The sequence below is a fragment of the Burkholderia sp. GW821-FHT14F03 genome (assembly GCF_058803765.1).
The window spans coordinates 17028-38678 of record NZ_JBXAPG010000059.1; the positions used below are offsets into that span (position 1 = coordinate 17028).

17 protein-coding genes and 3 pseudogenes are annotated in these 21651 nt (G+C 67.6%); 12 read left to right on the plus strand and 8 right to left on the minus strand.

From position 1 onward, the window contains the following. Nucleotides 1-77: 77 nt before the first annotated feature. Nucleotides 78-1118, minus strand: coding sequence for an AraC family transcriptional regulator (locus AC1RQF_RS29190; RefSeq protein ID WP_273997921.1), 1041 nt, complete (start codon nucleotides 1116-1118; stop codon nucleotides 78-80). Between the two features lie 139 nt (nucleotides 1119-1257). On the opposite strand from AC1RQF_RS29190, the gene AC1RQF_RS29195 reads away from it, so the two are divergent. The 6 genes from AC1RQF_RS29195 (at nucleotide 1258) to AC1RQF_RS29220 (ending at nucleotide 8606) form a co-directional block, all read left to right on the plus strand. Next, nucleotides 1258-2391 (plus strand): acyl-CoA dehydrogenase family protein, encoded by a 1134-nt coding sequence (locus AC1RQF_RS29195; protein ID WP_273997923.1) that lies wholly within the window; start codon nucleotides 1258-1260, stop codon nucleotides 2389-2391. A gap of 56 nt (nucleotides 2392-2447) precedes the next feature. Continuing rightward, nucleotides 2448-4148 carry an AMP-binding protein gene (locus AC1RQF_RS29200; RefSeq protein ID WP_273997925.1) on the plus strand — a complete coding sequence of 567 codons (1701 nt, stop codon included), beginning with the start codon at nucleotides 2448-2450 and terminating at the stop codon, nucleotides 4146-4148. An 86-nt stretch (nucleotides 4149-4234) separates the two neighbouring features. Continuing rightward, entirely contained in the window at nucleotides 4235-5764 is a 1530-nt protein-coding gene (locus tag AC1RQF_RS29205; protein WP_492873556.1) for a CoA-acylating methylmalonate-semialdehyde dehydrogenase, read from the plus strand. A gap of 12 nt (nucleotides 5765-5776) precedes the next feature. Further along, nucleotides 5777-6679: a 3-hydroxyisobutyrate dehydrogenase gene (mmsB, locus tag AC1RQF_RS29210; protein WP_273997928.1), complete on the plus strand. Its 903-nt coding sequence runs from the start codon at nucleotides 5777-5779 to the stop codon at nucleotides 6677-6679. Beyond that, entirely contained in the window at nucleotides 6676-7467 is a 792-nt protein-coding gene (locus AC1RQF_RS29215) for an enoyl-CoA hydratase (protein WP_492873558.1), read from the plus strand. Before mmsB ends, AC1RQF_RS29215 begins: the two co-directional genes overlap by 4 nt. Beyond that, nucleotides 7464-8606: an enoyl-CoA hydratase/isomerase family protein gene (locus AC1RQF_RS29220; protein ID WP_273997931.1), complete on the plus strand. Its 1143-nt coding sequence runs from the start codon at nucleotides 7464-7466 to the stop codon at nucleotides 8604-8606. The genes AC1RQF_RS29215 and AC1RQF_RS29220 overlap by 4 nt, the downstream gene beginning before the upstream one ends. Before the next feature lie 445 nt (nucleotides 8607-9051). On the opposite strand, the gene AC1RQF_RS29225 is transcribed toward AC1RQF_RS29220, so the two are convergent. From AC1RQF_RS29225 to macA, 3 genes are read right to left on the minus strand one after another with little or no spacing between them, the layout of a single operon-like run. Beyond that, nucleotides 9052-10446, minus strand: coding sequence for an efflux transporter outer membrane subunit (locus AC1RQF_RS29225; protein WP_492873559.1), 1395 nt, complete (start codon nucleotides 10444-10446; stop codon nucleotides 9052-9054). Nucleotides 10447-10459: 13 nt separating this feature from the next. Further along, the gene (gene macB, locus AC1RQF_RS29230) at nucleotides 10460-12424 is read right to left on the minus strand and encodes a macrolide ABC transporter ATP-binding protein/permease MacB (RefSeq protein ID WP_273997933.1); all 1965 of its coding nucleotides are present in this window, start codon (nucleotides 12422-12424) and stop codon (nucleotides 10460-10462) included. A 2-nt stretch (nucleotides 12425-12426) separates the two neighbouring features. Further along, nucleotides 12427-13617 (minus strand): macrolide transporter subunit MacA, encoded by a 1191-nt coding sequence (gene macA / locus AC1RQF_RS29235; protein WP_273997935.1) that lies wholly within the window; start codon nucleotides 13615-13617, stop codon nucleotides 12427-12429. Between the two features lie 411 nt (nucleotides 13618-14028). Here macA and sfnG point away from each other — a divergent pair, with 411 nt between their 5' ends. Beyond that, nucleotides 14029-15123: a dimethylsulfone monooxygenase SfnG gene (gene sfnG, locus AC1RQF_RS29240; RefSeq protein WP_273997936.1), complete on the plus strand. Its 1095-nt coding sequence runs from the start codon at nucleotides 14029-14031 to the stop codon at nucleotides 15121-15123. 210 nt (nucleotides 15124-15333) lie between these two features. Next, the gene (locus AC1RQF_RS29245; RefSeq protein ID WP_273997937.1) at nucleotides 15334-16062 is read left to right on the plus strand and encodes a ribonuclease T2; all 729 of its coding nucleotides are present in this window, start codon (nucleotides 15334-15336) and stop codon (nucleotides 16060-16062) included. Nucleotides 16063-16214: 152 nt separating this feature from the next. Here the strand turns inward: AC1RQF_RS29245 and AC1RQF_RS29250 are convergent, their stop codons facing one another. Further along, the gene (locus AC1RQF_RS29250) at nucleotides 16215-17015 is read right to left on the minus strand and encodes an AraC family transcriptional regulator (RefSeq protein ID WP_492873562.1); all 801 of its coding nucleotides are present in this window, start codon (nucleotides 17013-17015) and stop codon (nucleotides 16215-16217) included. A 307-nt stretch (nucleotides 17016-17322) separates the two neighbouring features. Here AC1RQF_RS29250 and AC1RQF_RS29255 point away from each other — a divergent pair, with 307 nt between their 5' ends. Beyond that, a complete protein-coding gene (locus AC1RQF_RS29255) occupies nucleotides 17323-18291 on the plus strand; it encodes a quinone oxidoreductase family protein (RefSeq protein ID WP_273997941.1) in 969 nt (322 codons plus the stop codon). Nucleotides 18292-18411: 120 nt separating this feature from the next. On the opposite strand, the pseudogene AC1RQF_RS29260 reads toward AC1RQF_RS29255, so the two are convergent. Next, nucleotides 18412-18587, minus strand: a pseudogene (locus AC1RQF_RS29260) (AraC family transcriptional regulator); the annotation flags it as partial. Nucleotides 18588-18632: 45 nt separating this feature from the next. Here AC1RQF_RS29260 and AC1RQF_RS29265 point away from each other — a divergent pair. After that, on the plus strand, nucleotides 18633-18758 hold the full coding sequence (locus tag AC1RQF_RS29265) for an SDR family oxidoreductase (protein ID WP_273997942.1): 126 nt from the start codon (nucleotides 18633-18635) through the stop codon (nucleotides 18756-18758). A gap of 228 nt (nucleotides 18759-18986) precedes the next feature. Here the strand turns inward: AC1RQF_RS29265 and AC1RQF_RS29270 are convergent. Together AC1RQF_RS29270 and AC1RQF_RS29275 are read right to left on the minus strand one after the other, a co-directional pair. Further along, nucleotides 18987-19637, minus strand: a pseudogene (locus AC1RQF_RS29270) (LysR family transcriptional regulator); the annotation flags it as partial. A 39-nt stretch (nucleotides 19638-19676) separates the two neighbouring features. Further along, nucleotides 19677-19841 (minus strand): annotated as a pseudogene (locus tag AC1RQF_RS29275) (transposase); the annotation flags it as partial. A 145-nt stretch (nucleotides 19842-19986) separates the two neighbouring features. Here AC1RQF_RS29275 and AC1RQF_RS29280 point away from each other — a divergent pair. Further along, nucleotides 19987-20343 (plus strand): hypothetical protein, encoded by a 357-nt coding sequence (locus AC1RQF_RS29280; RefSeq protein ID WP_492873565.1) that lies wholly within the window; start codon nucleotides 19987-19989, stop codon nucleotides 20341-20343. A 172-nt stretch (nucleotides 20344-20515) separates the two neighbouring features. Next, the coding region (locus AC1RQF_RS29285; RefSeq protein WP_492873567.1) for an ESPR-type extended signal peptide-containing protein at nucleotides 20516-21651 on the plus strand (1136 nt) is incomplete at its 3' end.

Consider the following 21651-nt stretch of genomic DNA (forward strand, 5'->3'; position numbering starts at 1 on the left):
GCGACCGCGACGCCGTGCTGCGTTGCCGCAACCGGCGCGGCCGCGCCGGTGGATGGGCGTGGCCCGATGCTTGTAGCTTAGGTCTTTTCCGGGGAAAGCGCGAAGCCCGGCAGCCGCCGGCGGTAGTCGGCGGGGCTCAGGCCGCTCCACTTGCGGAACGCGCGGTAGAACGCGCTGGGCTCGGCGAATCCGAGCGAGGTGGCGATCTCCGCGACGGTGCGCTCGGGTTCGGCGAGCGCGTCGCAGGCCAGCTCGCGGCGCAGCGCGTCCTTGATCGCCTGGTACGACTGGCCTTCCTGCTTCAGCTTGCGGCGCAGCGTCGCCTCGCCGACATGCAGCCGCGCCGCGAGCGCATCGGCGGTCGGCCACGCGACGGGCGGCAGCCCGCGCAGCGCCGCGCGCACCCGGCCGGCGAGCGCGTCGGGGTTGCGGTACTTGACGATGAAATTGGCCGGCGCGCCGCGCAGGAACGCCTTCAGCGTCTTCGCGGTCTGCACCACCGGCAGCGCGGCGAAGTCGGGCTCGAAATCGACGTACGACGCATCCTGCCCGTAGCGGAGATCATCGCAGAACATCAGCTGGTATTCGTGCGCGGCGGGCGGTTCCGCGCAGCGGAAGCGCGCGTGCAGCAGCGGGATGCGCCGGCCGATCAGCCAGCAGGTCAGGCCGTAGACGAGGATGAAGTAGGTCGCGTAGGTGAACATCTCCGGCGCGCCCGCGCCGTCGCGATGCACGAAGCGCAGGCGCACGCGGTGCGGGTCGACGTCGATCTCCGCGTGCAGGTCGTCGAGCACATAGCGCATGAAGTTCACCGCGCGGCTGAGCGCGCGCAACCCGGTGCGCGCGCCGAGCGCGGCCTGGCTCATCGCGATGAAGCTGCCGTTGCGCATCGGATGGCGGTCCTGCCCGAAGAATTCGTCGTCGAGCGCGTGCGCGATCGCGTTCCACAGGGCGCCGTATTGCTGCGCCGACACGCGCGCCTTCGGCGCACCCAGCAGCGCCGCGGGAATCGCCGCGGCCGCCAGCAGCGCCGTCTCGTCGGCGCCTTGCCGGCGCGCGAGCGCGAGGCTGGTCTCCACCAGGGCGATTGAAACCGTCCCCTTTTCTTCTTGCGTCATCGTTGAACCGTCTGTGCAGCAGTGTGGCAAAAACGATCAGTGTAAATGAGCGGAGCGAGCATCGAACAGAAATCGCGCGTTGCCTACACTTGAAAGATGACAGACAGGGCGGCGCGGCCGCCGGGAGACATGCAGCGCCATGGACCAGCTTTACACCGAAGATCAACGGATGATCCGCGACGCCGCGCGCGCCTTCTCGGCCGAGGCGCTCGCGCCGAACGCCGCGCAGTGGGACCGCGACGCGCACCTGCCCGGCGAGGTGGTCGCGCAGATGGGCGAACTGGGCTTGCTCGGGATGATCGTGCCGGCCGAATGGGGCGGCTCCTACACCGACTACACCGCGTACGCGCTCGCCCTGGAGGAAATCGCGGCCGGCTGCGCGTCGTGCGCGACCTTGATGAGCGTGCACAACTCGGTCGGCTGCGGGCCGCTGCTGCACTTCGGCAGCCCCGCGCAGCAGGAGCGCTGGCTGCGCGAGCTGGCCGCGGGCCGCACCATCGGCGCGTTCTGCCTGACCGAGCCGCAGGCCGGCTCCGAGGCGCACAACCTGCGCACCCGCGCGGAGCTGCGCGACGGCCATTGGATCCTGAACGGCAGCAAGCAGTTCGTGACCAACGGCGCGCGCGCCGGGCTCGCGATCGTTTTTGCCATGACCGATCCGGATCAAGGCAAGCGCGGCCTGTCCGCATTCCTGGTGCCGACCGACACGCCGGGCTTCATCGTCGGCAAGCCCGAGAAGAAGATGGGGATCCGCGCCTCCGACACCTGCCCGATCACGCTGGAGAACTGCGCGATTTCCGAGGCGAACCTGCTCGGCGCGCGCGGCGAGGGCTTGAAGATCGCGCTGTCGAACCTCGAGGGCGGCCGCATCGGCATCGCCGCGCAGGCGGTCGGCGTCGCGCGCGCGGCGTTCGACAAGGCGCGCCGCTATGCGGGCGAGCGCGTGCAGTTCGGCAAGCCGATCGCCGAGCACCAGGCGATCGCGCAGAAGCTCGCCGACATGGCCACGCGCATCAACGCCGCGCGCCTGCTCGTGCATCACGCGGCCCGGCTGCGCACGGAGGGCCTGCCGTGCCTGTCCGAGGCCTCGCAGGCGAAGCTGTTCGCGTCGGAGATGGCCGAGGCCGTGTGCTCGGACGCGATCCAGATTCACGGCGGCTACGGCTATCTCGTCGACTACGACGTCGAGCGTCACTATCGCGACGCGCGCATCACGCAGATCTACGAGGGCACGAGCGAAGTACAGCGGATGGTGATTGCACGCCAGCTGTGAGCGCGACCGCGCAGCCGGCGGCGACCGGCGCGCCCAACCTGGACGGAGACGACACCATGACGGCACAGGCTTTTCTCGACGCGCGCGATTTCCTGCAGCGTCACCGCACCGACTACGACACGGCCTGCCGCGATTTCCGCTGGCCCGAACTCGACACCTTCAACTGGGCGCTCGACTATTTCGACCCGATGGCGAACGGCAACGACCGGCCCGCGCTGTGGATCGTCGAGCAGGACGGCAGCGAGGCGCGCTATTCGTTCGCGCAGATGGCCGAGCGGTCCGCGCGGCTGGCGAACTACCTGCGCGGCATCGGCGTGCGGCGCGGCGACCGGATCCTGCTGATGCTGCCGAACCGCGTCGAGCTGTGGGATGCGATGCTGGCCGCGATGAAGCTCGGCGCGGTGGTGCTGCCCGCGACCACGCAGCTGTCGGCCGACGACGTGCGCGACCGCGTGACGCTCGGCGAGGCGCGCTTCGCGATCGTCGACGAGCGCGAGACGGAGAAGTTCGAGCAGCCGGGCCTCGGGCTCATCAGGCTCGTCGCGGGCGCGCCGCGCGACGGCTGGCACGCGCTCGACGACGCCCGCCACGCGAGCGCGGCGTTCACGCCGGACGGCGTCACGCACGCGCACGACCCGATGCTGCTGTATTTCACCTCGGGCACGACCTCGAAGCCGAAGCTGGTCGAGCACACGCACCGCACCTATCCGGTCGGCCATCTGGTCACGATGTACTGGATCGGCCTGCAGGCGGGCGACATCCACTGGAACATCAGCTCGCCGGGCTGGGCCAAGCATGCGTGGAGCTGCTTCTACGCGCCGTGGAACGCGCAGGCCTGCGTGTTCGCGTTCAATTACGCGCGCTTCGAGCCGCAGGCAGTGCTCGACACGCTGGTGCGCCGCGGGATCACGACGTTGTGCGCGCCGCCGACGGTGTGGCGGATGCTGATCCAGCAGCCGCTCGCATCGTTCGACGTGAAAGTGCGCGAGATCGTCGGCGCGGGCGAGCCGCTCAATCCCGAGATCATCGAGCGGGTCAGGAAAGCGTGGGGCGTGACGATCCGCGACGGCTACGGCCAGACCGAGACCACCTGCGTGATCGGCAACTCGCCGGGCCAGCCGGTGGTGACGGGCTCGATGGGCCGGCCGCTGCCCGGCTACCGGATCGCGCTGCTCGACCCGGACGGCGCGCCCGCGGCCGAGGGCGAGATCGCGCTGAAGCTGGGTGAGGGCGGCCTGCACGCGCGCGACGTGATGAACGGCTATGCGAACAATCCGGACGCCACCGCGCACGCGATGCGCGACGGCCATTACCGCACGTCCGACATCGCCCTGCTGCGCGACGACGGTTACTACGTCTATGTCGGCCGCGCGGACGATGTCTTCAAGTCGTCCGACTACCGGCTGAGCCCGTTCGAACTCGAGAGCGTGATGATCGAGCACGAGGCGATCGCGGAGGCCGCGGTGGTGCCGAGCCCCGATCCGCTGCGGCTGTCGGTGCCGAAGACCTTCATCACGCTGCGCACGGGCTTCGAGCCGAGCGAGGCGCTGGCGCGCGAGATCTTCCGCTTCTCGCGCGAGAAGCTCGCGCCGTACAAGCGGATTCGCCGGCTGCAGTTCGCGGAGCTGCCGAAGACCATCTCGGGCAAGATCCGCCGCGTCGAGCTGCGCCGCCGCGAGCTGGAGCGCGGCGGCGATGCGACGCTGCGGATGCCGGGCGAGTACTGGGAAGAGGATTTCGCCGACGACGCGAAGTGACCCGCGTGCGCCGGCGCGCACCACCTGACATGAACCGGGCCGCCGCGCGCACCGCGCGCCGGGGCCAACCCAAGGAGAGTTGCACGATGAACGCAATCCCGACGCCCCGCGCGGGGCAGGACGTACCGACGGTCAAGCTGCTGATCGACGGCGAATTCGTCGAGTCGCAAACGGCTGAGTGGCGCGATGTCGTCAATCCGGCGACCCAGCAGGTGCTCGCGCGCGTGCCGTTCTCGACGGTGGACGAGGTCGACGCCGCGGCGCGCGCCGCGCAGGCCGCGTTCGCGACCTGGAAGAACACGCCGCTGTCCGCGCGCATGCGGATCATGCTCAAGTATCAGGAGCTGGTGCGCGCGAACCTGCCGCGCATCGCGCGCACGCTGACGGCCGAGCAGGGCAAGACGCTGCCCGACGCGGAAGGCGACATCTTCCGCGGCCTCGAAGTGGTCGAGCACGCGTGCTCGGTCGGCACGCTGCAGCTCGGCGAATTCGCGGAGAACGTCGCGGGCGGCGTCGACACCTACACGCTGCGCCAGCCGATCGGCGTGTGCGCCGGCATCACGCCGTTCAACTTCCCGGCGATGATCCCGCTGTGGATGTTCCCGATGGCGCTCGTGTGCGGCAACACCTTCGTGCTGAAGCCGTCGGAGCAGGACCCGCTGTCGACGATGCAGCTGGTCGAGCTGGCCCTGGAGGCCGGCGTGCCGAAGGGCGTGCTGAACGTCGTGCACGGCGGCAAGACGGTGGTCGACGCGATCTCGACGCATCCGCTCGTGAAGGCGATCTCGTTCGTCGGCTCGACGGCGGTCGGCACCCACGTGTACCGGCTCGGCAGCGAGCACGGCAAGCGCGTGCAGTCGATGATGGGCGCGAAGAACCACGCGGTGATCCTGCCCGACGCGAATCGCGAGCAGACCGTCAACGCGCTGGTCGGCGCGGCGTTCGGCGCGGCGGGGCAGCGTTGCATGGCGACCTCGGTGGCGGTGCTGGTGGGCGCCGCGCGCGACTGGCTGCCGGACATCGTCGCGAAGGCGAAGACCCTCAAGGTGAACGCGGGCGACCAGCCGGGCACGGACGTCGGCCCGGTGGTGTCGCGCGCGGCCAAGGCGCGCGTGCTCAAGCTGATCGAGGAAGGCGTCGAGTCGGGCGCGACGCTCGCGCTCGACGGCCGCGGCGTGACGGTGCCGGGCTACGAGGACGGCAATTTCATCGGGCCGACGGTGTTCACCGACGTGCGCCCCGACATGTCGATCTACACGCAGGAGATTTTCGGGCCGGTGCTGGTGGTGCTGACGGCCGATTCGCTCGACGGCGCGATCGCGCTCGTCAACGCGAACCCGTTCGGCAACGGCGTGGGCCTGTTCACGCAGAGCGGCGCGGCGGCGCGCAAGTTCCAGAGCGACATCGACGTCGGCCAGGTCGGCATCAACATTCCGATCCCGGTGCCGGTGCCGTTCTTCAGCTTCACGGGCTCGCGCGGCTCGAAGCTCGGCGACCTCGGCCCCTACGGCAAGCAGGTCGTGCAGTTCTACACGCAGACCAAGACCGTCACCGCGCGCTGGTTCGACGACGACGCGAGCGCGGGCGCGGTCAACACCACGATCCGGCTGCACTGAACGGGAGGCGTCATGAAGATCGGATTCATCGGCCTCGGCCACATGGGCGCGCCGATGGCGCTCAACCTCGTGAAGGCGGGCCACGACGTGCACGCGTTCGACCTCAGCGAGGACGCGCTGCGGCTCGTCAGGGACGGCGGCGCGCAGGTCGCGGCGTCGGCGCGCGAGGCGGCGGCGGGCGCCGCCTGCGTGATCACGATGCTGCCGGCGGCCGCGCACGTGCGCGCGGCGCTGACCGCGCCCGACGGCGTGCTGGCCGGGCTCGCGCCGGGCGCGCTGCTGATCGATTCGAGCACCATCGATCCGGCCAGCGCGCAGGCGGTCGGCGAGCGGGTGCGCGCGCACGGCGGCGCGTTCATCGACGCGCCGGTGTCGGGCGGCACGGGCGGCGCGGCGGCGGGCACGCTGACCTTCATGGTCGGCGGCGACGCCGCCGACTTCGAACGCGCGAAGCCGGTGCTCGCGGGCATGGGCAAGAACCTGGTCCACTGCGGCGCGATCGGCATGGGGCAGGTCGCGAAGGTCTGCAACAACCTGGTGCTCGGCATCACGATGGCGGGCGTGTCGGAGGCGATGGCGCTCGGGGTCGCGCTCGGCATCGATCCGAAGGTGCTGGGCGGCATCATCAACACCTCGACCGGCCGCTGCTGGAGTTCCGACACCTACAACCCGTATCCGGGCGTGGTCGAGACCGCGCCGGCCTCGCGCGGCTACACGGGCGGCTTCGGCACCGACCTGATGCTCAAGGATCTCGGGCTCGCGAACGACGCCGCGCGCCATGCGCGGCAGCCGGTCTACCTGGGCGCGCTCGCGCAGCAGCTGTACCAGACCATGAGCAGCCGCGGCGCGGGCCGGCTCGATTTCTCGGCGGTGATCCGGCTGTACCAGCCGGTGCCGGACAAGGACGCCTCATGATCGAACTCGATTACGCGGACGACGGCGCGATCGCGCTCGTCACGCTGAAGCGGCCGTCCGCCAACACCTTCACCGCGGACGGCCTGCGGCAGTTGCGCGAGACCGTCGGCCGGCTCGATGCGACGCCGCGCGTGCGCGCGCTCGTGATCACCGGCGACGGCCCGAAGTTCTTCAGCGCGGGCGCGGACCTGAACACCTTCGCGGACGGCGATCACGCGGTCGCGCGCACCATGGCCGCGTGCTTCGGCTCGGCGTTCGAGGCGCTGCAGGACGCGCGCTGCGTGACGATCGCGGCGATCAACGGCTACGCGATGGGCGGCGGGCTCGAATGCGCGCTCGCGTGCGACCTGCGGATCGCCGAGCGGCATGCGCAGATGGCGCTGCCCGAGCCGTCGGTGGGCCTCACGCCGTGCGGGCTCGGCACCCAGACGCTGCCCTGGCTGGTCGGCGAAGGCTGGGCGAAGCGCATGATCCTCGCGGGCGAGCGCGTCGACGCGGATACCGCGCTGCGCATCGGGCTCGTCGAGCAGGTGGTCGACACGGGCGGCGCGCGCGACGCGGCGCTCGCGCTCGCGCGGCGGGTGGCGCGGCAGGGCCCGCTTGCGCTCGGCTACGCCAAGGAACTGATCGGGCTGGCGCGGCGCGGCGTGCCGCGCGAGGCGGCGCTCGCGGTCGAGCGCGAGCGCTTCGTCGACCTGTTCGACAGCGGCGAACCGCGCGAGGGCGTGGCGGCGTTCCTCGGCAAGCGCGCGCCGGATTGGGCCGCTCCGCAAGGAGAGACGCGATGAGCGCGCCGATGAGGCAGGCGGGTTCCGAGGCGGCCGCGCAGCAGACGGTGCTGATGCGCGTCGTGAACCGCGTGGCGGTGATCACGCTGAACCGTCCCGGTGCGCTGAACGCGCTGTCGCACGCGATGGTGCGTGCGCTGGCCGTGCTGCTCGACGCGTGCCGGCGCGACGACGCGATCGCCGCGGTCGTGCTGCGCGGCGCGGGCGAGAAGGGCTTCTGCGCCGGCGGCGACGTGCGCGCGCTGTATCAGCAGGCGACGCGCGGCGACGACGGCTGGCTGCAGTTCTTCGTCGACGAATACCGGCTCGACCACACGCTGCACGCGTTCCCGAAGCCGGTGATCGCGCTGATGGACGGCATCACGATGGGCGGCGGCATGGGGCTCGCGCAGGGCGCGGCGCTGCGCGTCGCGACCGAGCGCAGCAGGATCGCGATGCCGGAGACGCGCATCGGCTTCGTGCCCGACGTCGGCGCGACGCATTTCCTCGCGCGGCTGCCGGTCGAGCTGGCGCTGTACCTCGGCCTGACGGGCGCGACCTTGTCGGGCGCGGATGCGCTCGGCGCGCGGCTCGCGGACCTGTGCGTGCCCTCGTCGTGGCTCGATACGTTCGAGACGCGGCTCGAACGCGCGGATCTGTCCGGCGAGCCGCTGAAGGCGCTGCGCGCGGTGTTCGAGCCGCCCTGCAACGTGGTGCCCCACGCGGCGCTCGACGGGCAGATGCCCTGGATCGTCCGCCATTTCGACAAGCGCTCCGGGGTCGAGCGCATCGTCGCGACGCTGCGGCAGGATCTGGCGCGCGACGAACTGGGCCGCGAGCACCGGCAATGGCTGCAGGCGACGCTCGATGCGCTGCTCGCGTATTCGCCGACCATGCTCAACGTGACGCGCGAGGCCTTGTTGCGCGGTCGCCAGATGAGTCTGGCCGAATCGTTCCGGATGGAGCTGGGGATCGCGGCGCGCGCGATCGAGGACGGCGATTTCCGCGAAGGCGTGCGCGCGCATCTGGTCGACAAGGACCGCAAGCCGCGCTGGGCGCCGGCCTCGCTCGTCGAGGTGCGGGCCGAGCGGGTGCGGCATTTCCTCTGCTCGCCGTGGAAGGCGGATGCGCATCCGCTGGCGGGGTTGGGGGAGGCATGACTTGGCGGTCGGGGTGGCGGTCGCGCCGGAATCGGTGGGGCCGCCACCGCCACGCCAGACAGCCAGCGTGATGAGCGCGACGTTCGCGAATGAGAGCAACAGGATGTACTTGAACACGAAGTCATCCATGGTGCCGTCGGTCGTGAGATCGATCAGGTGCTCGACCCAGCGAGGATAGGTCGGGAAGTACTCCAGATAGCGGCTCCAGAGCAGACCATAGCCAAGGGTGGCAAGGCAGAGCCAAGCCAGCAGCGCGACACACAGGAATAAACGTCTGGCCAAGGTTGTTGAGCGTGAAACGGCATCGGTACATGAGGTGTTGGGCGTCGGATGACTCGACGCACAAATTTGCATCACCGATGCGACCCAAAACATTGGAATCGTCTTAAAAATTGCGACCGGCGGGCGATCCTGGTCATCGAGAATCGCCGCCTTTCCCTGACGCTCAACCGGTACCGCCTCCCAACGCCTGATACAGCTTCATCTGGTTGTTGAGCCGGTTCAGCCGGTTCTGCGCGAACGCGCTTTGCGCGTCGCGCAGCCGCGACTGCTGGTCGAGCCACGGTTGCACGTCGGTCGCGCCGGCCTGGTAGCGCGCGCGGGCGAGCGATTCCGCGCGCTGGGCCTGGTCGAGCGACAGCTTGCGCTGCACGGCCTCGCTGTCGAGCTGCACCCGCGCCGACAGCGCGTTCTCCACGTCGCTCAGCGCGTTGTACAGCGCCTGCCGGAAGTTCACGACCGCTTCTTCGTACTTTGTGCGCGACACCTTGATCTGCAGTTGCATCGTGTTCCACTGAATGAACGGCAGCGTAATGCCGGCGCCCAGCGTGCCGACCGGGTTCTGCAGAAAGCGCGACAGGCTCGTGGTCATCGTGCCGACGCCGCCCGTCAGCGTCAGGGTCGGATAAAAGCTGGTGCGCGTGATGTCGACATTCGCCAGCGATTCGCGCAGCCGGAACTCGGTCGCGCGCAGGTCGGGCCGCCGGGCCAGCAGATCGGCGGGCAGGCCCGCGCGCACCTCGGGCAGCGGCTGCGTCGGCAGCGTCGACGGCTCCGCCGCCGCGATCTGCGGCGGCCGGTCGAACAGGATCGCGAGCGCGTTGCGCGCCTCGGTGCGCTGCTGGATCAGTTGCGTCTGGCTCGCGCGCTGCTGCGACAGGGTCTGTTCCGCCTGCGCGACGTCGAGCCCGGCGGCCGCGCCCGCCGTGTAGCGCGAGCGCACCAGCGCGAGCGTCTGTTCCGCATACTTGATGTTCGCGTCGCCGATCGCGATCAGCTGGTTCAGGTAGCCGAGCTGCCAGTACAACTGCGCGGTGGTGCCGATCAGCGACAGCTGCGCCGCTTCGCGATCGGCGTCGGTCGCCTGCGCTTCCCAGTGCGCAACGTCGCTCTGCGCGGCCAGGTTGCCCCACAGATCGACCACGTAGCTGACCGACCCGGTCAACACGTTCGAGCGCTGGGTCATCTGATGCGTGTCGAGCGTGCGCGTCACGGCGGCGCTCGCGCCGATCGCGACGCTCGGCGTGAGATTGGCGTCGGCGAGTCCGGCCTGCAACTGGGCGCGGTACACGCGGATCGCGGCGGCGGCGAGGTTGTTGTTGGTGCGCAGCGCATCCTCGATCAACTGATCGAGCACGGGATCGTCGAACGTGCGCCACCATTGCGGATCCGCCGCGGCCGCGGCCGGCGCGGCGGGCGAGGTCCAGTTCGCGGGCATCTGCACGGGCGGCAGCGGCGCGTGGCGGGCCGAGGTCGCGCAGCCGGCCGTGAGCGCCACGACGCCGGCGAGCGCAAGCGTGAGCAGGCGGGGCGGAGCGATGAAGGCATCGAGACGGATCATCATCCTCTCCCCATCAGTCGCGCGCGAGCGCATCGATCGGATCGAGGCGCGACGCATTGCGGGCCGGCATGAAGCCGAACACGATACCGATCAACGTCGAGCACAGGAAGGCCGACACGATCGAGCCGATCGAAAACACCATTTTCCATTGGTTCACGAAGAGAGAGAACAGGAAGCTCAGCCCGAACGACAGCGCGATGCCGATCACGCCGCCCATCAGGCACACCATCACGGCTTCGACGAGGAACTGCTGCATGATGTCGCCCTGCCGCGCGCCGACCGCCATCCGGATGCCGATCTCGCGGGTGCGCTCGGTGACCGACACGAGCATGATGTTCATCACGCCGATGCCGCCGACGACGAGCGAGATCACCGCGATCAGCGACAGCAGCAGCGTCAGCGACTGGCCGGTTTTCTCGACGGTCTTCACGACGCTGTCCATGTTGTAGGTGAAGAAGTCCTTGCGACCGTGACGCTGCAGCATCAGCTTCGAGATGCTTTCCTCGGCGGCCTTGCTCGGCTGGCCGTCGCGCACCCGCACCGTGATGCTGTCGAGATGGCGCTGGCCGAACAGCCGGCCGCTCGCGGTGGTGTAGGGCACCCATACGTTGAGGCTCTTCACGTCGCCGAACGCGCTTTTCTTGTCGGCGGTCACGCCGATCACGACGCACGGCAGGTTGTCGACCAGCACGACCTCGCCGAGCGGGTTCCGGTTCGAGCCGAACAGCTTGCGGCGCGTGTTCTGGTCGATCACGGCCACCTGCGCCTGGCGCCGCACCTCGTCCGGGCCGAAGCCTATGCCCTGCGCCATCTTCATGCCGCGCACCTGGAAGAAGGTGTCGCCGACCCCGCTGATCAGCGCGTTGACGTCGATGTTGCGGTAGCGCAGCAGCAGGCTGCGCGAGGTCTCGGGCGTCACGCTGTCGACGTAGTGCTGGTCGGCGAGCGCCGTCACGTCAGCCGGCACGAGGGTCTGGATGGTGTCGTTCTTGCTGTCGCCCCAGTCGGTGCCGGGGTAGATGTTGATCGTGTTGGTGCCGATGCTGCCGATCTCGTTGAGCATGTAGCGCTTCGCGCCTTCGCCGATCGCGACGATCGACACCACCGAGGTGATGCCGATGATGATGCCGAGCATGGTCAGCAGCGTGCGCAGCCGGTGCGACACGAGCGCGACCCAGGCCATCTTGAACGCCTCGGTGAAGCGTCCGAAGCCGGCCGACAGGCGCGCCGCGTGGCGCAGCGCGCGGCCCTCGGCCTGCGCGGCCTCGAGCGCGTCGCCTTCGTCGCCGCGCGGGTTCGGCCGGTCGCGGACGATCTCGCCGTCGCTGATCTCGATGATGCGGCGCGCGTGCGCGGCCACGTTCTCGTCGTGGGTGACGAGGATCACGGTGTGGCCGAGCGCGTTCAGCTCGCGCAGGATGCGGATCACCTCGTGGCCGCTCTTCGAATCGAGCGCGCCGGTCGGCTCGTCGGCGAGGATCACCTCGCCGCCGTTCACCAGCGCGCGCGCGATACTGACGCGCTGCTGCTGGCCGCCCGACAGCTGGCTCGGGCGATGGTCGGCGCGGTCGGCGAGCCCGAGGCGCGTGAGCAGGTCGTTCGCGCGCGCGCGCCGGTCGGCGTGGGCGGTGCCCGCGTAGACGGCCGGCATCTCGACATTGCCCGCGGCGCTCAGGTGCGGCAGCAGGTGATAGCGCTGGAAGATGAAGCCGAAATGCTCGCGGCGCAGGCGCGCCAGCTCGTCGCTGTCCAGCTCGCCCGTCTCGCGGCCGCCCACCTTGTAGCTGCCGGAGGTCGGGTGGTCGAGGCAGCCGAGAATGTTCATCAGCGTCGACTTGCCGGAGCCCGACGCGCCGATGATCGCGACGATCTCGCCCGCGTGGATCGTCAGGTTGACGTCCTTGAGCACGACGACGTCCTTGTCGCCCGCGGGAAAGCTGCGGGTGACGTTCGTCAGTTGCAGCAGGGGTTCCGACATCGTCAGTTCCCCGCGCCGGACGCGGCGGCCTCGGCGTCGGCCGCGTCGCCGATGATCACCTGGTCGCCCTCCTTGAGGCCCGACTGCACCTCGACCTTCACGTTGTTGTTGATGCCCGTGCGGATCTTGCGCGTGTCGACGCGATTCTTGTCGCCGAGCACGCGCACCGTGTAGCCGCCGTCCTTGTCCTTCGCGCCCAGCGCGGCGACAGGGATGTTCAGCGCGTTGCGCGCGGTGCCGAGCAGCACGTTGACCTGCGCGGTCATCGAGATGCGCAGCCGGTGGTCGGGATTGGGTACTTCGAACAGTGCGTTGTAGAACACCGCCGAGTTCGATTTCGGCGTGCTGCCGACCATGCCGCCCAGGCTGCTCTGCTGTTCGAGGAAGTTCTGCGGCGCGGGCTCGGTCGCGCGCAGCTTGCCGTAATAGCGCCGGTCGGGGTCGCCGAGGATCGTGAAGTAGGTGGTCTGGCCCGGATGCACGCGGATCACGTCCGCTTCCGAGACCTGCGCCTTGACGGTCATGGTGTCGAGATCGGCGAGCTTGAGGATCACGGGCGCCTGCTGCTGCGCGATCACGGTCTGGCCTTCCTGCGTGACGATCCCGACCACCTGGCCGTCCATCGGCGCGACGATCCGCGTGTAGCCGACGTTGGCCTGCGAGGTCTCGATCTGGATGCGCGCCGAGCGGATCTGCGCGTCGAGCGACGCGAGCGTCGCGCGCTGGACGCCGAGGTTCGCCTGCGCGGATTCGAAGTCCGAGCGCGAGGTCGCGTCGTCGGGCAGCATCTGCTGCTGGCGTTTGAAGGCCAGCTCCGCCTGCACCAGCTGGGCGGCGGTCGAGCGCTTCTGCGCGACCAGCTGTTCCTCGGCGGCCTGCGCCTGGCGCAGCGCGTTCTGCGGGAGCACCGGGTCGATCTCGGCCAGCAGCTGGCCCTTGGTCACCTTGTCGCCGAGCTTGACCTTCAGCGACTTCAGCTGGCCGGACACCTGCGCGCCGACGTCAACCTGCTTGTACGCCTGCAGGGTGCCGGTCGCGAGCACGGTATTTTCGAGCGTGGCGCGTTCGACCTTCGCGGTCAGGTACTGCGGACCTTTGTCCTTGGAGAAAAAATGCAGGAGGAGCACGACGAGCGAGACCAGCACAACGAGGCCTGCCGCAATGCCGAGCCAGCGGCGTTGACGTTTTTTCATGGAGAGCGAGCGGTCCGGACAGCGGTTGAAATGTAATGAGACTACAAAGCGGCTATTGGAATACAAAATGCTGTCCCAGTTCAATGCGGGAACAAAACTTCCTCACTTTGATACAGATAATCACAACTTCGATCGTTGTTTCTGCGCGCTTCTCCACGGCTTTTGTGTTCAATGGGACGTTTTGTTGTGCCGCCTGAGCGGGCGCGCGCCGCTCGGGCGGGCGGCGACTTATCGGCGGGTCGGGCATCGATAGTCGAAATGATTGGTTGGGTGGTGGCGGCCGGGCCCGTACGATGCGCCGACAGACGCTGCCGGGAGCAGCGCGCGAGGGCCGCCGGCCGGCCCGCCGGCGCCGCCGTGCGGCCCTGCGGGCCGGGTATCGTCATGCCTGTCCACGCAAGGAGCGCCCCGATGAGTCACGCGCCGGAATCTCTCAAGTTCGCCTACTGGGTGCCCAATGTCAGCGGCGGTCTCGTCGTCAGCAAGATCGAGCAGCGCACCAGCTGGGATATCGACTACAACCGCCGTCTCGCCCAGCTCGCCGAACAGCACGGCTTCGACTATGCGCTGTCGCAGATCCGCTTCACCGCCGGCTACGGCGCGGAGTACCAGCACGAGTCGGTCGCGTTCAGCCATGCGCTGCTCGCCGCCACCGAACGCCTGAAGGTGATCGCCGCGATCCTGCCCGGGCCCTGGCATCCGGCCGTGGTCGCGAAGCAGCTCGCCACCATCGACCAGCTGACGGGCGGGCGTGTCGCGATCAACGTGGTCAGCGGCTGGTTCAAGGGCGAATTCACCGCGCTCGGCGAGCCCTGGCTCGAACATGACGAGCGCTACCGGCGCTCGGAGGAGTTCATCCGCGCCGTGAAGGGCGTGTGGACCGAGGATCATTTCACGTTCAAGGGCGATTTCTACCGCTTCAACGACTACACGCTGAAGCCGAAGCCGCTCCAGCAGCCGCATCCGGAGATCTTTCAGGGCGGCAATTCCACCGCCGCGCGGCGCATGGCGGCGGCGGTGTCGGACTGGTATTTCATGAACGGCAACACGCTCGACGGCCATCGCGCGCAGATCGACGAGATCCGCGCGGCGGCCGCGGCGCAGGGGCGGCGCGTGCGCTTCGGCGTGAATGCGTTCGTGATCGCGCGCGACACCGAGGACGAGGCCCGCCAGGTGCTCGACGACATCGTCCGGCACGCCGACGTGGACGCCGTGCAGGCGTTCGGCCATGCCGTCAAGCAGGCCGGGCGCGCCGCGCCGGACGGGCAGGGCATGTGGGCGAACTCGACGCTCGAGGATCTGGTCCAGTACAACGACGGGTTCCGCACCAACCTGATCGGCACCCCTGAGCAGATCGCCGAGCGGATCGTGGCCTTGCGCGCGATCGGCGTCGACCTGGTGCTGACGGGCTTCCTGCATTACCACGAGGAGGTCGAGTACTTCGGCCGCCGCGTGCTGCCGCTCGTGCGCGAGCTGGAGCGTCAGGCCGACGCGCAGCCGGCCTGACGGCCGCCGGCGCGGGAGGCGCGCGCCGCACTGATCAAGTGTCCTGAACAAGCCGATGCCCGGCCGATCGCGTCGTGACGCGATCGGCCGGGTTCGATTTCGCGCGCGTTCACGCCGCTGCAATATTGGCGAGCACACAATCCGAACCTGACAATTCGTCAGTATTGCGGCGGCTGCGACGCAGCGACCGCGCACATACAAGGGGCCGGTATGATCAGAACGCTTTCGCGCGTGTTGGGCGGGCTCGTCCTCGCGTTGACCTGCAGCTTCGCCAGCGCGCAGTCCTACGATTACCTGTTGCTCGCCAGCTCCTGGGAGCCGGGCTTCTGCGCGACGCACGACACGCCGGAATGCACGAGCCTGGCAGGCTCGTTCGCCGCGAACAACCTGTCGCTGCACGGCCTCTGGCCGAACAACTACGACGGCAACCAGCCGTTCTTCTGCGGCGTGCCGCAGAACGACGTCGACCTCGACAACGCCCATGCGTGGTGCAGCATGGACGCCTATCCGATCAGCGCCGCGACCCGCAATACGCTGTCGACCTACATGCCGGGCGTCGCGTCGTGCCTCGACAAGCACGAGTGGTTCAAGCACGGCACCTGCGCGGCCGCGGCTTCGCCGGACGCCTACTGGAACCAGGCGACGGGCATGATCAGCCGGCTCGCGAACACCTCGTTCAACAGCTTCCTGCAGGCGAACGCGGGCCGGACCGTCACGCGCAACCAGCTGCTGAGCGCGTTCGAGACCGCCTTCGGCAGCAACACGCGCAACGCGGTGTCGCTCAAGTGCACGAAGGCGAACGGCGTCAGCTATTTCACCGAGGCGTGGATTTCGGTGAAGACGAGCGCGGCCGCGCAGTTCCCGAGCGCGGCGTCGCTCGTGACCGATGGGAACGTGCAGGGGACCTGCCCGAGTTCGGGCGTGTTCATTGCGCGTTGATGCCGCTTCGGCGTCGCGGCGCGTGCTGCGATGCCTGTGTCGCGGCGCGCGCGGCCTGCGTTTGACGCCTGAGCATCGGCGCGGTCGCGAAGCGCCGCGTAATCGCGGGCGGAACGGTGGGGCGGCGCGATCCCGCTACCCGAAGCCCGCCGTCATTCCTCGGCGCGGCTCTCCCGCGCATCGGCGGCGAGATATCGCCCGGGCGTCGTGCCCAGGGCGCGGCGGAACATGTCGATGAACGCGCTGACGTTGTCGTAACCGAGATCGAGCGCGATGGTGGTGACGGGCGCCCCGTCCGCGACCCGTTCGAGCGCGCGCAGCAGGCGCGCCTGCTGACGCCACTGCGCGAAAGTCATGCCGGTCTCCGCCATGAAGCGACGGCTGAGCGTGCGCGGCGCGATCCCGGCCCAGCCTGCCCATTCCTCGAGCCGGCGGTTGTCCGACAGGTCGCTCGCCAGGGCGTCCGTGATGCGGACGAGCCGTGGATCGCGCGGGCTCGGCAGACCGAGCGATTCCGGCTTCGACGCGGCCAGTTCGTCGACGATGACCTCCGCGATGCGCGTTTGCGCCGGATCGAGATCGACGCCGGGCCAGGTCGCGGCGCGTCTGACGCTCTCGCGCAGCAGGGGCGTGGTCCTGATCGCTCGGGATTCCCGCGGCAAGCGTTCGCAGCGCGGCTCGGCGATGAACACGCTCCAGCCGGAGAAGGGGCCGTAGGAACGGATCGAGTGGACGCAGTGCGGCGGAATCCAGATCGCGTGGGTGGCGGGCACGACCCACTGCTGCGCGTCGAGGCCGACCGAGACGAGCCCGCTCAGCGCGCCCATGAGCTGGCCGCGCGGATGACTGTGCGGCGACGTCGTGCGCGCTTCGCGCTGAGTCAGTTCCGCCGCGGCGAGGAACGGGCCATCGGGCGACAACACGAGATCGGGTCGGATGATACGGGTTTGCATGGCCGGAAGACAGGATCGAGTGACCTTTATACCGGAGACGGGCCGATTCCGCATCAGTAGACTGGTTCCCCGTCGCGGTCTTGGCGTCGAACATGTCGCCGGCCGGACAGGCGCTCGACGATTGCATTGACCAGGCCGATTGGAACGGCGCGAGGCTTCGCAAGGGGGCGGTTGCCGCTTCTCTCGATCGCCGCGTCGGCTCGAGTCGACGGATGCGTGACTTCCGTTCGCGCGGACGGGCCGGCGCTTGGCCCGGCGACCTGCGCCGACGCGCGCCATCGTATCCATTCAAGCTCAAGGATTCCTCATGAAAGCAGCAGTCGTCAAAGCGGCGGGCGCAGCGCCCGTTTACACCGATTTCGATCGCCCCGATCCGCTTCCCGGCCATCGCATCGTCGAAGTCGCCGCGTCCGCGCTCAGTCACGTGACGCGCTCCAAGGCGTCGGGCTCGCACTATTCGTCGTCCGGCGCGTTTCCGTTCGTGGCGGGGCTCGACGGCGCGGGGCGGGACGCGAACAGCGGTCGGCGCGTGTATTTCTTCTGGCCTCGCGCGCCGTACGGCGCGATGGCGGAGCAGTGTCTCGTTCCCGACGCCCATTGCGTCCCGCTGCCGGACACCATCGACGACGTCACGGCCGCCGCGATCGCCATTCCCGGCATGTCGTCGTGGGCGGCGCTCGTCGAACGCGCGAAGTTCGCGGCGGGCGAGACCGTGCTGGTCAACGGCGCGACGGGGACGTCGGGGCGGTTGGCGGTGCAGATCGCCAGGCATCTGGGTGCCGGACGGATCATCGCGACCGGCCGTGACGCGGGCGTGCTCGAATCGCTGAAGGAGGTTGGGGCGGACGTCGTCGTTTCGTTGCGGCAGGACGCGGACGCGTTGAGCCGCGCGTTCGAGGCGCAGTATCGGGAAGGCGTCGACGTGGTGCTGGATTATGTGTGGGGGCCGAGTGCGCTGTCCTTGCTGACGACGGCGGCGCGCACGCTGGCCGAGGATGCGCCGCTGCGATTCGTGCAGATCGGCGCGCTCGGCGGCGGCGAGATCCTGCTGCCGGCCGCCGCGTTGCGCGCCGCGCCGATTTCCCTGCTCGGCAGCGGTATCGGCAGCCTTTCGCTGTCGGGCGTCCTGCATGCGATGCGGCAGGTGTTCGAGGCCACGGCGACGGCGGGGTTGCGGATTGCGACCGAGGCGATTCCGCTCGCGGACGTCGGGGCGCGTTGGGGGGAGATCGACAGCATTCGTCGCGCGGTGTTCGTGCCCGGCGGGCGGATTTGAGGGCGGCGGCAAGGTGCAATGCCGTCATCGAGGCATCGATGCTCGCGAGGTCGCTTCCCGTCTGATTCGGGAACGTGGCGCAGGTCGCCGGACGGCGCGCTTGCGCCGGAAAGCCCGACGTTACGCCGATTCCGTTCGGCGCATCGGTTCGGACCAGGCGACGCGGCCTTCATCTGCTCGGCTTCCTGCGTCGGTGCGCGGCCGAACAAACGCTTGAATTCTCGGCTGAACCGCGAGGGGCTCTCAGAGCCGACGCGCGCCGCCGCGGCGGCCGCCGTCAATCCGGCGCGGATCACGGTCGTCGCGGACGGCGACGGCATCGCCGCGCTGGCGGCTCACGGATGAAGCGCGCCGATCCGAGGGAAATTGCGGAAATTGTGCTCTTTCTCGCGTCCGCGCGCGCCAGCTTCATGGTTGGATCGGTCGTCATGGCGGACGGCGGGATGAGTGCGAAAGTGGGCCCGTAGCGGCAGACGGGCCGGGTTGAAACGACATCGGGCCTCTCGCATCCTCAAGGCGCGCATGGATGGCGACCCGGGCGAGGAGGTGGCCTGCGGCGATCGCTCCCAAGGAAGGCGCTCGCCGATCCGTGCCGTCTGAGCCGTCCCGTCGGCTTAGTTTCGCGCTTCGAAAGCCATTCTCACGGCAAGCCCCGCAAGAACGGTTCCCATGAGCCAGCGCTGTATCAGTAGCCAGGACAGAATGGTGTGCATTTCGACCACGTTGAAGGCGGCGCGCAGCGGCATGCCGCTTTGCGCGAAATAATCCGCGATCAACGGCCCGCAACCCGCGTTCGAGAAAATAAACGGCAGCGCGGACAACTGCTTCGTCGACACGCGCTTGCGGCCGTCGAACGTACCGGCTGCCGCGACTGCGACGAAATTCTCTTCGAGCAGCGGCAAATGGTGAGTGAACGTTTTCGCGCCGGCCACGACGCCCACGTCGGCGGTGCCATCCTCGATCCATCCTTCGACTTCCGCATCGGTGCCTTCGAGCAGCACGGCCGACACGCCCGGATGCAGCGCTTTCAACGCTTCAAGCGCGGGCACGACGAACGTCAGGGATACGCTCGGCAGCGACGCGACGATCAGCCGCCCCTCGAGCTTGCCTCGCGACAGGCTGAACTGCTGACGCAGCGTCTGCGCTTCCCGCACGACGTTGCGAACGTACGGCCACAGACGCTCGCCCGCGGCGGTCAGGGCGACCGGTTGCCGGTCGCGTATGAGCAGCTTGACCTGCATGATGTCCTCCAGCTCGGTCAACGCGTGGCTGATCGCGGATTGACTGCGATTGAGCCGATCGGCGGCTGCCGTCAGCGAGCCCGGTTCGACTACGGCGGCGAGGATCGAGCGCTCCGAATATGTCGTTAGGTTCTGTTCACATCCTCACAAGCGCCCAAAGGCACCGGCAAGCGCAACGAAGGCGAGATAGTTGCGCGCGAGCTTGTCGTATCGAGTGGTGACGTGACGAAAATGTTTGGTGCAATTGAAGAGGCGTTCGACGATGTTTCGAGTCCGATACAGCACTCGGCGGTGCCGCCGCTTGGCCTTTCAATTCTCCCGGGGGATGACAGCCTGACAGTGCCATTTGATCATCGATGAAATGAACTCGAGGCGGTTGATTGCGTGGATTATCGGTCGAATTGCGGCCCGTGTTCGTGATGTCGTTATTTTTTGATTAAAAAATGATGCATAAATGGACGGCAGTGCAATGAATCCGATGCGTAGTCGGCAAGTCGCGCACGATGAACATTTTCATGATGTCGGATTGAATCACTCCACCACCCTTGAGGTTGCCAATGTGCTGATCATTGACATTTCTTCTGACCTTTTAATCGGTGACATCTTTGCTAACTGTCAATTCTCTTTCAGTTTATACGCTTGCCACGCGAGGGGGGCAGACGAAATTTCGGTTCGCCTTCTGGAATTTACATTTCTTATAATTTCTGTGACAAAAATTTTCAATGTTGTTTTGAAATGTGAACTAATTTATATAGAATTTAGTTTGATAAATAAAATAATATTAGTTGTTGTGTTTTGCTGGGACCGATGAAGGCTGTAGTCGCACATTGAATTTTATATCCGAAAATCTGCCTTTGAGGGTGGGGTGTTGGGAATGAAAATTAAAATCTTCGAGACTTGTCGCTCGCGTGATTTTTTATGTGCGAAACGAGTCATCCACGCCTGAATTGCGAGACGGCGCATGAGCAGATGGGGTAATGCAAATGAATAAGTCATATCGGGCGATCTGGAATGAGTCGCTGGGGGCGTGGGTTGCCGTATCGGAACTTGACTCTGCCAGAGGCAAGCCGAAGAAATCAAAGGTCGTTCATTGCATTGCCCTGGCTGCAGTGGCCTTGGGCGCACTGACGCATGATGCTCATGCGCAGTACGTGAATAATGCTGCATGGGCTTCGGCGAGTGGCGGCAATGCCATAGCGATCGGTTCCAACACCACCTACATCGCCAACGCCAGCGGTTATCAGGCCGTGGCAATTGGCTCGGCTGCCACGGCGTCCAATACTAGCGCCGTAGCTGTTGGTGTTGGAGCTCTCGCTTCCGGTCTCAGCACCAGTGCATACGGGGGGTATTCCAGTGCCACCGGGACCAATTCTGTAGCCATAGGCGCAGGTTCCACCGCAGCTACCACAGGCTCGGTCGCCCTCGGCTACAACTCCGTCACGACCGGCACGGCATCCGCCGCCACTGGCGGGACGGACACGGTCAGCAGCGCGACGATAGGAAGTGTGACTTATGGATCGTTTGCCGGTACGAGCGGTACCGCCGGTGTTGTGAGCGTAGGGAGTGCGGGCAATGAGCGGCGCATACAAAATGTCGCAGCAGGCCTGATTAGCGCGACCAGTACCGATGCGGTAAACGGCAGCGAACTGTATTCGGTCGCCAGTACGATAGGTTCCACCATCACTTCGCTGTCGACGTCCACGTCGACCGGGATTTCATCGCTGTCGACCGGCTTGTCCACGACGAACAGCACCGTGACGTCGTTGTCGACTTCGACCTCGACGGGTTTGTCGTCGGCGAACAGCTCGATCACGTCGCTGTCCACCTCGACGTCGACTGGCTTGTCCACGACCAACAGTACCGTGAAGTCGTTGTCGACATCGACTTCGACGGGTCTGTCGTCGGCGAACAGCTCGATCACGTCGCTGTCCACTTCGACGTCAACCGGTATTTCATCGCTGTCGACGGGTTTGTCCACGACGAACAGCACGGTTACGTCGTTGTCGACGTCGACGTCGACGGGTTTGTCGTCGGCGAATAGTTCGATCACGTCGTTGTCCACTTCGACGTCAACCGGTATTTCGTCGCTGTCGACGGGCTTGTCGACGACGAACAGCAC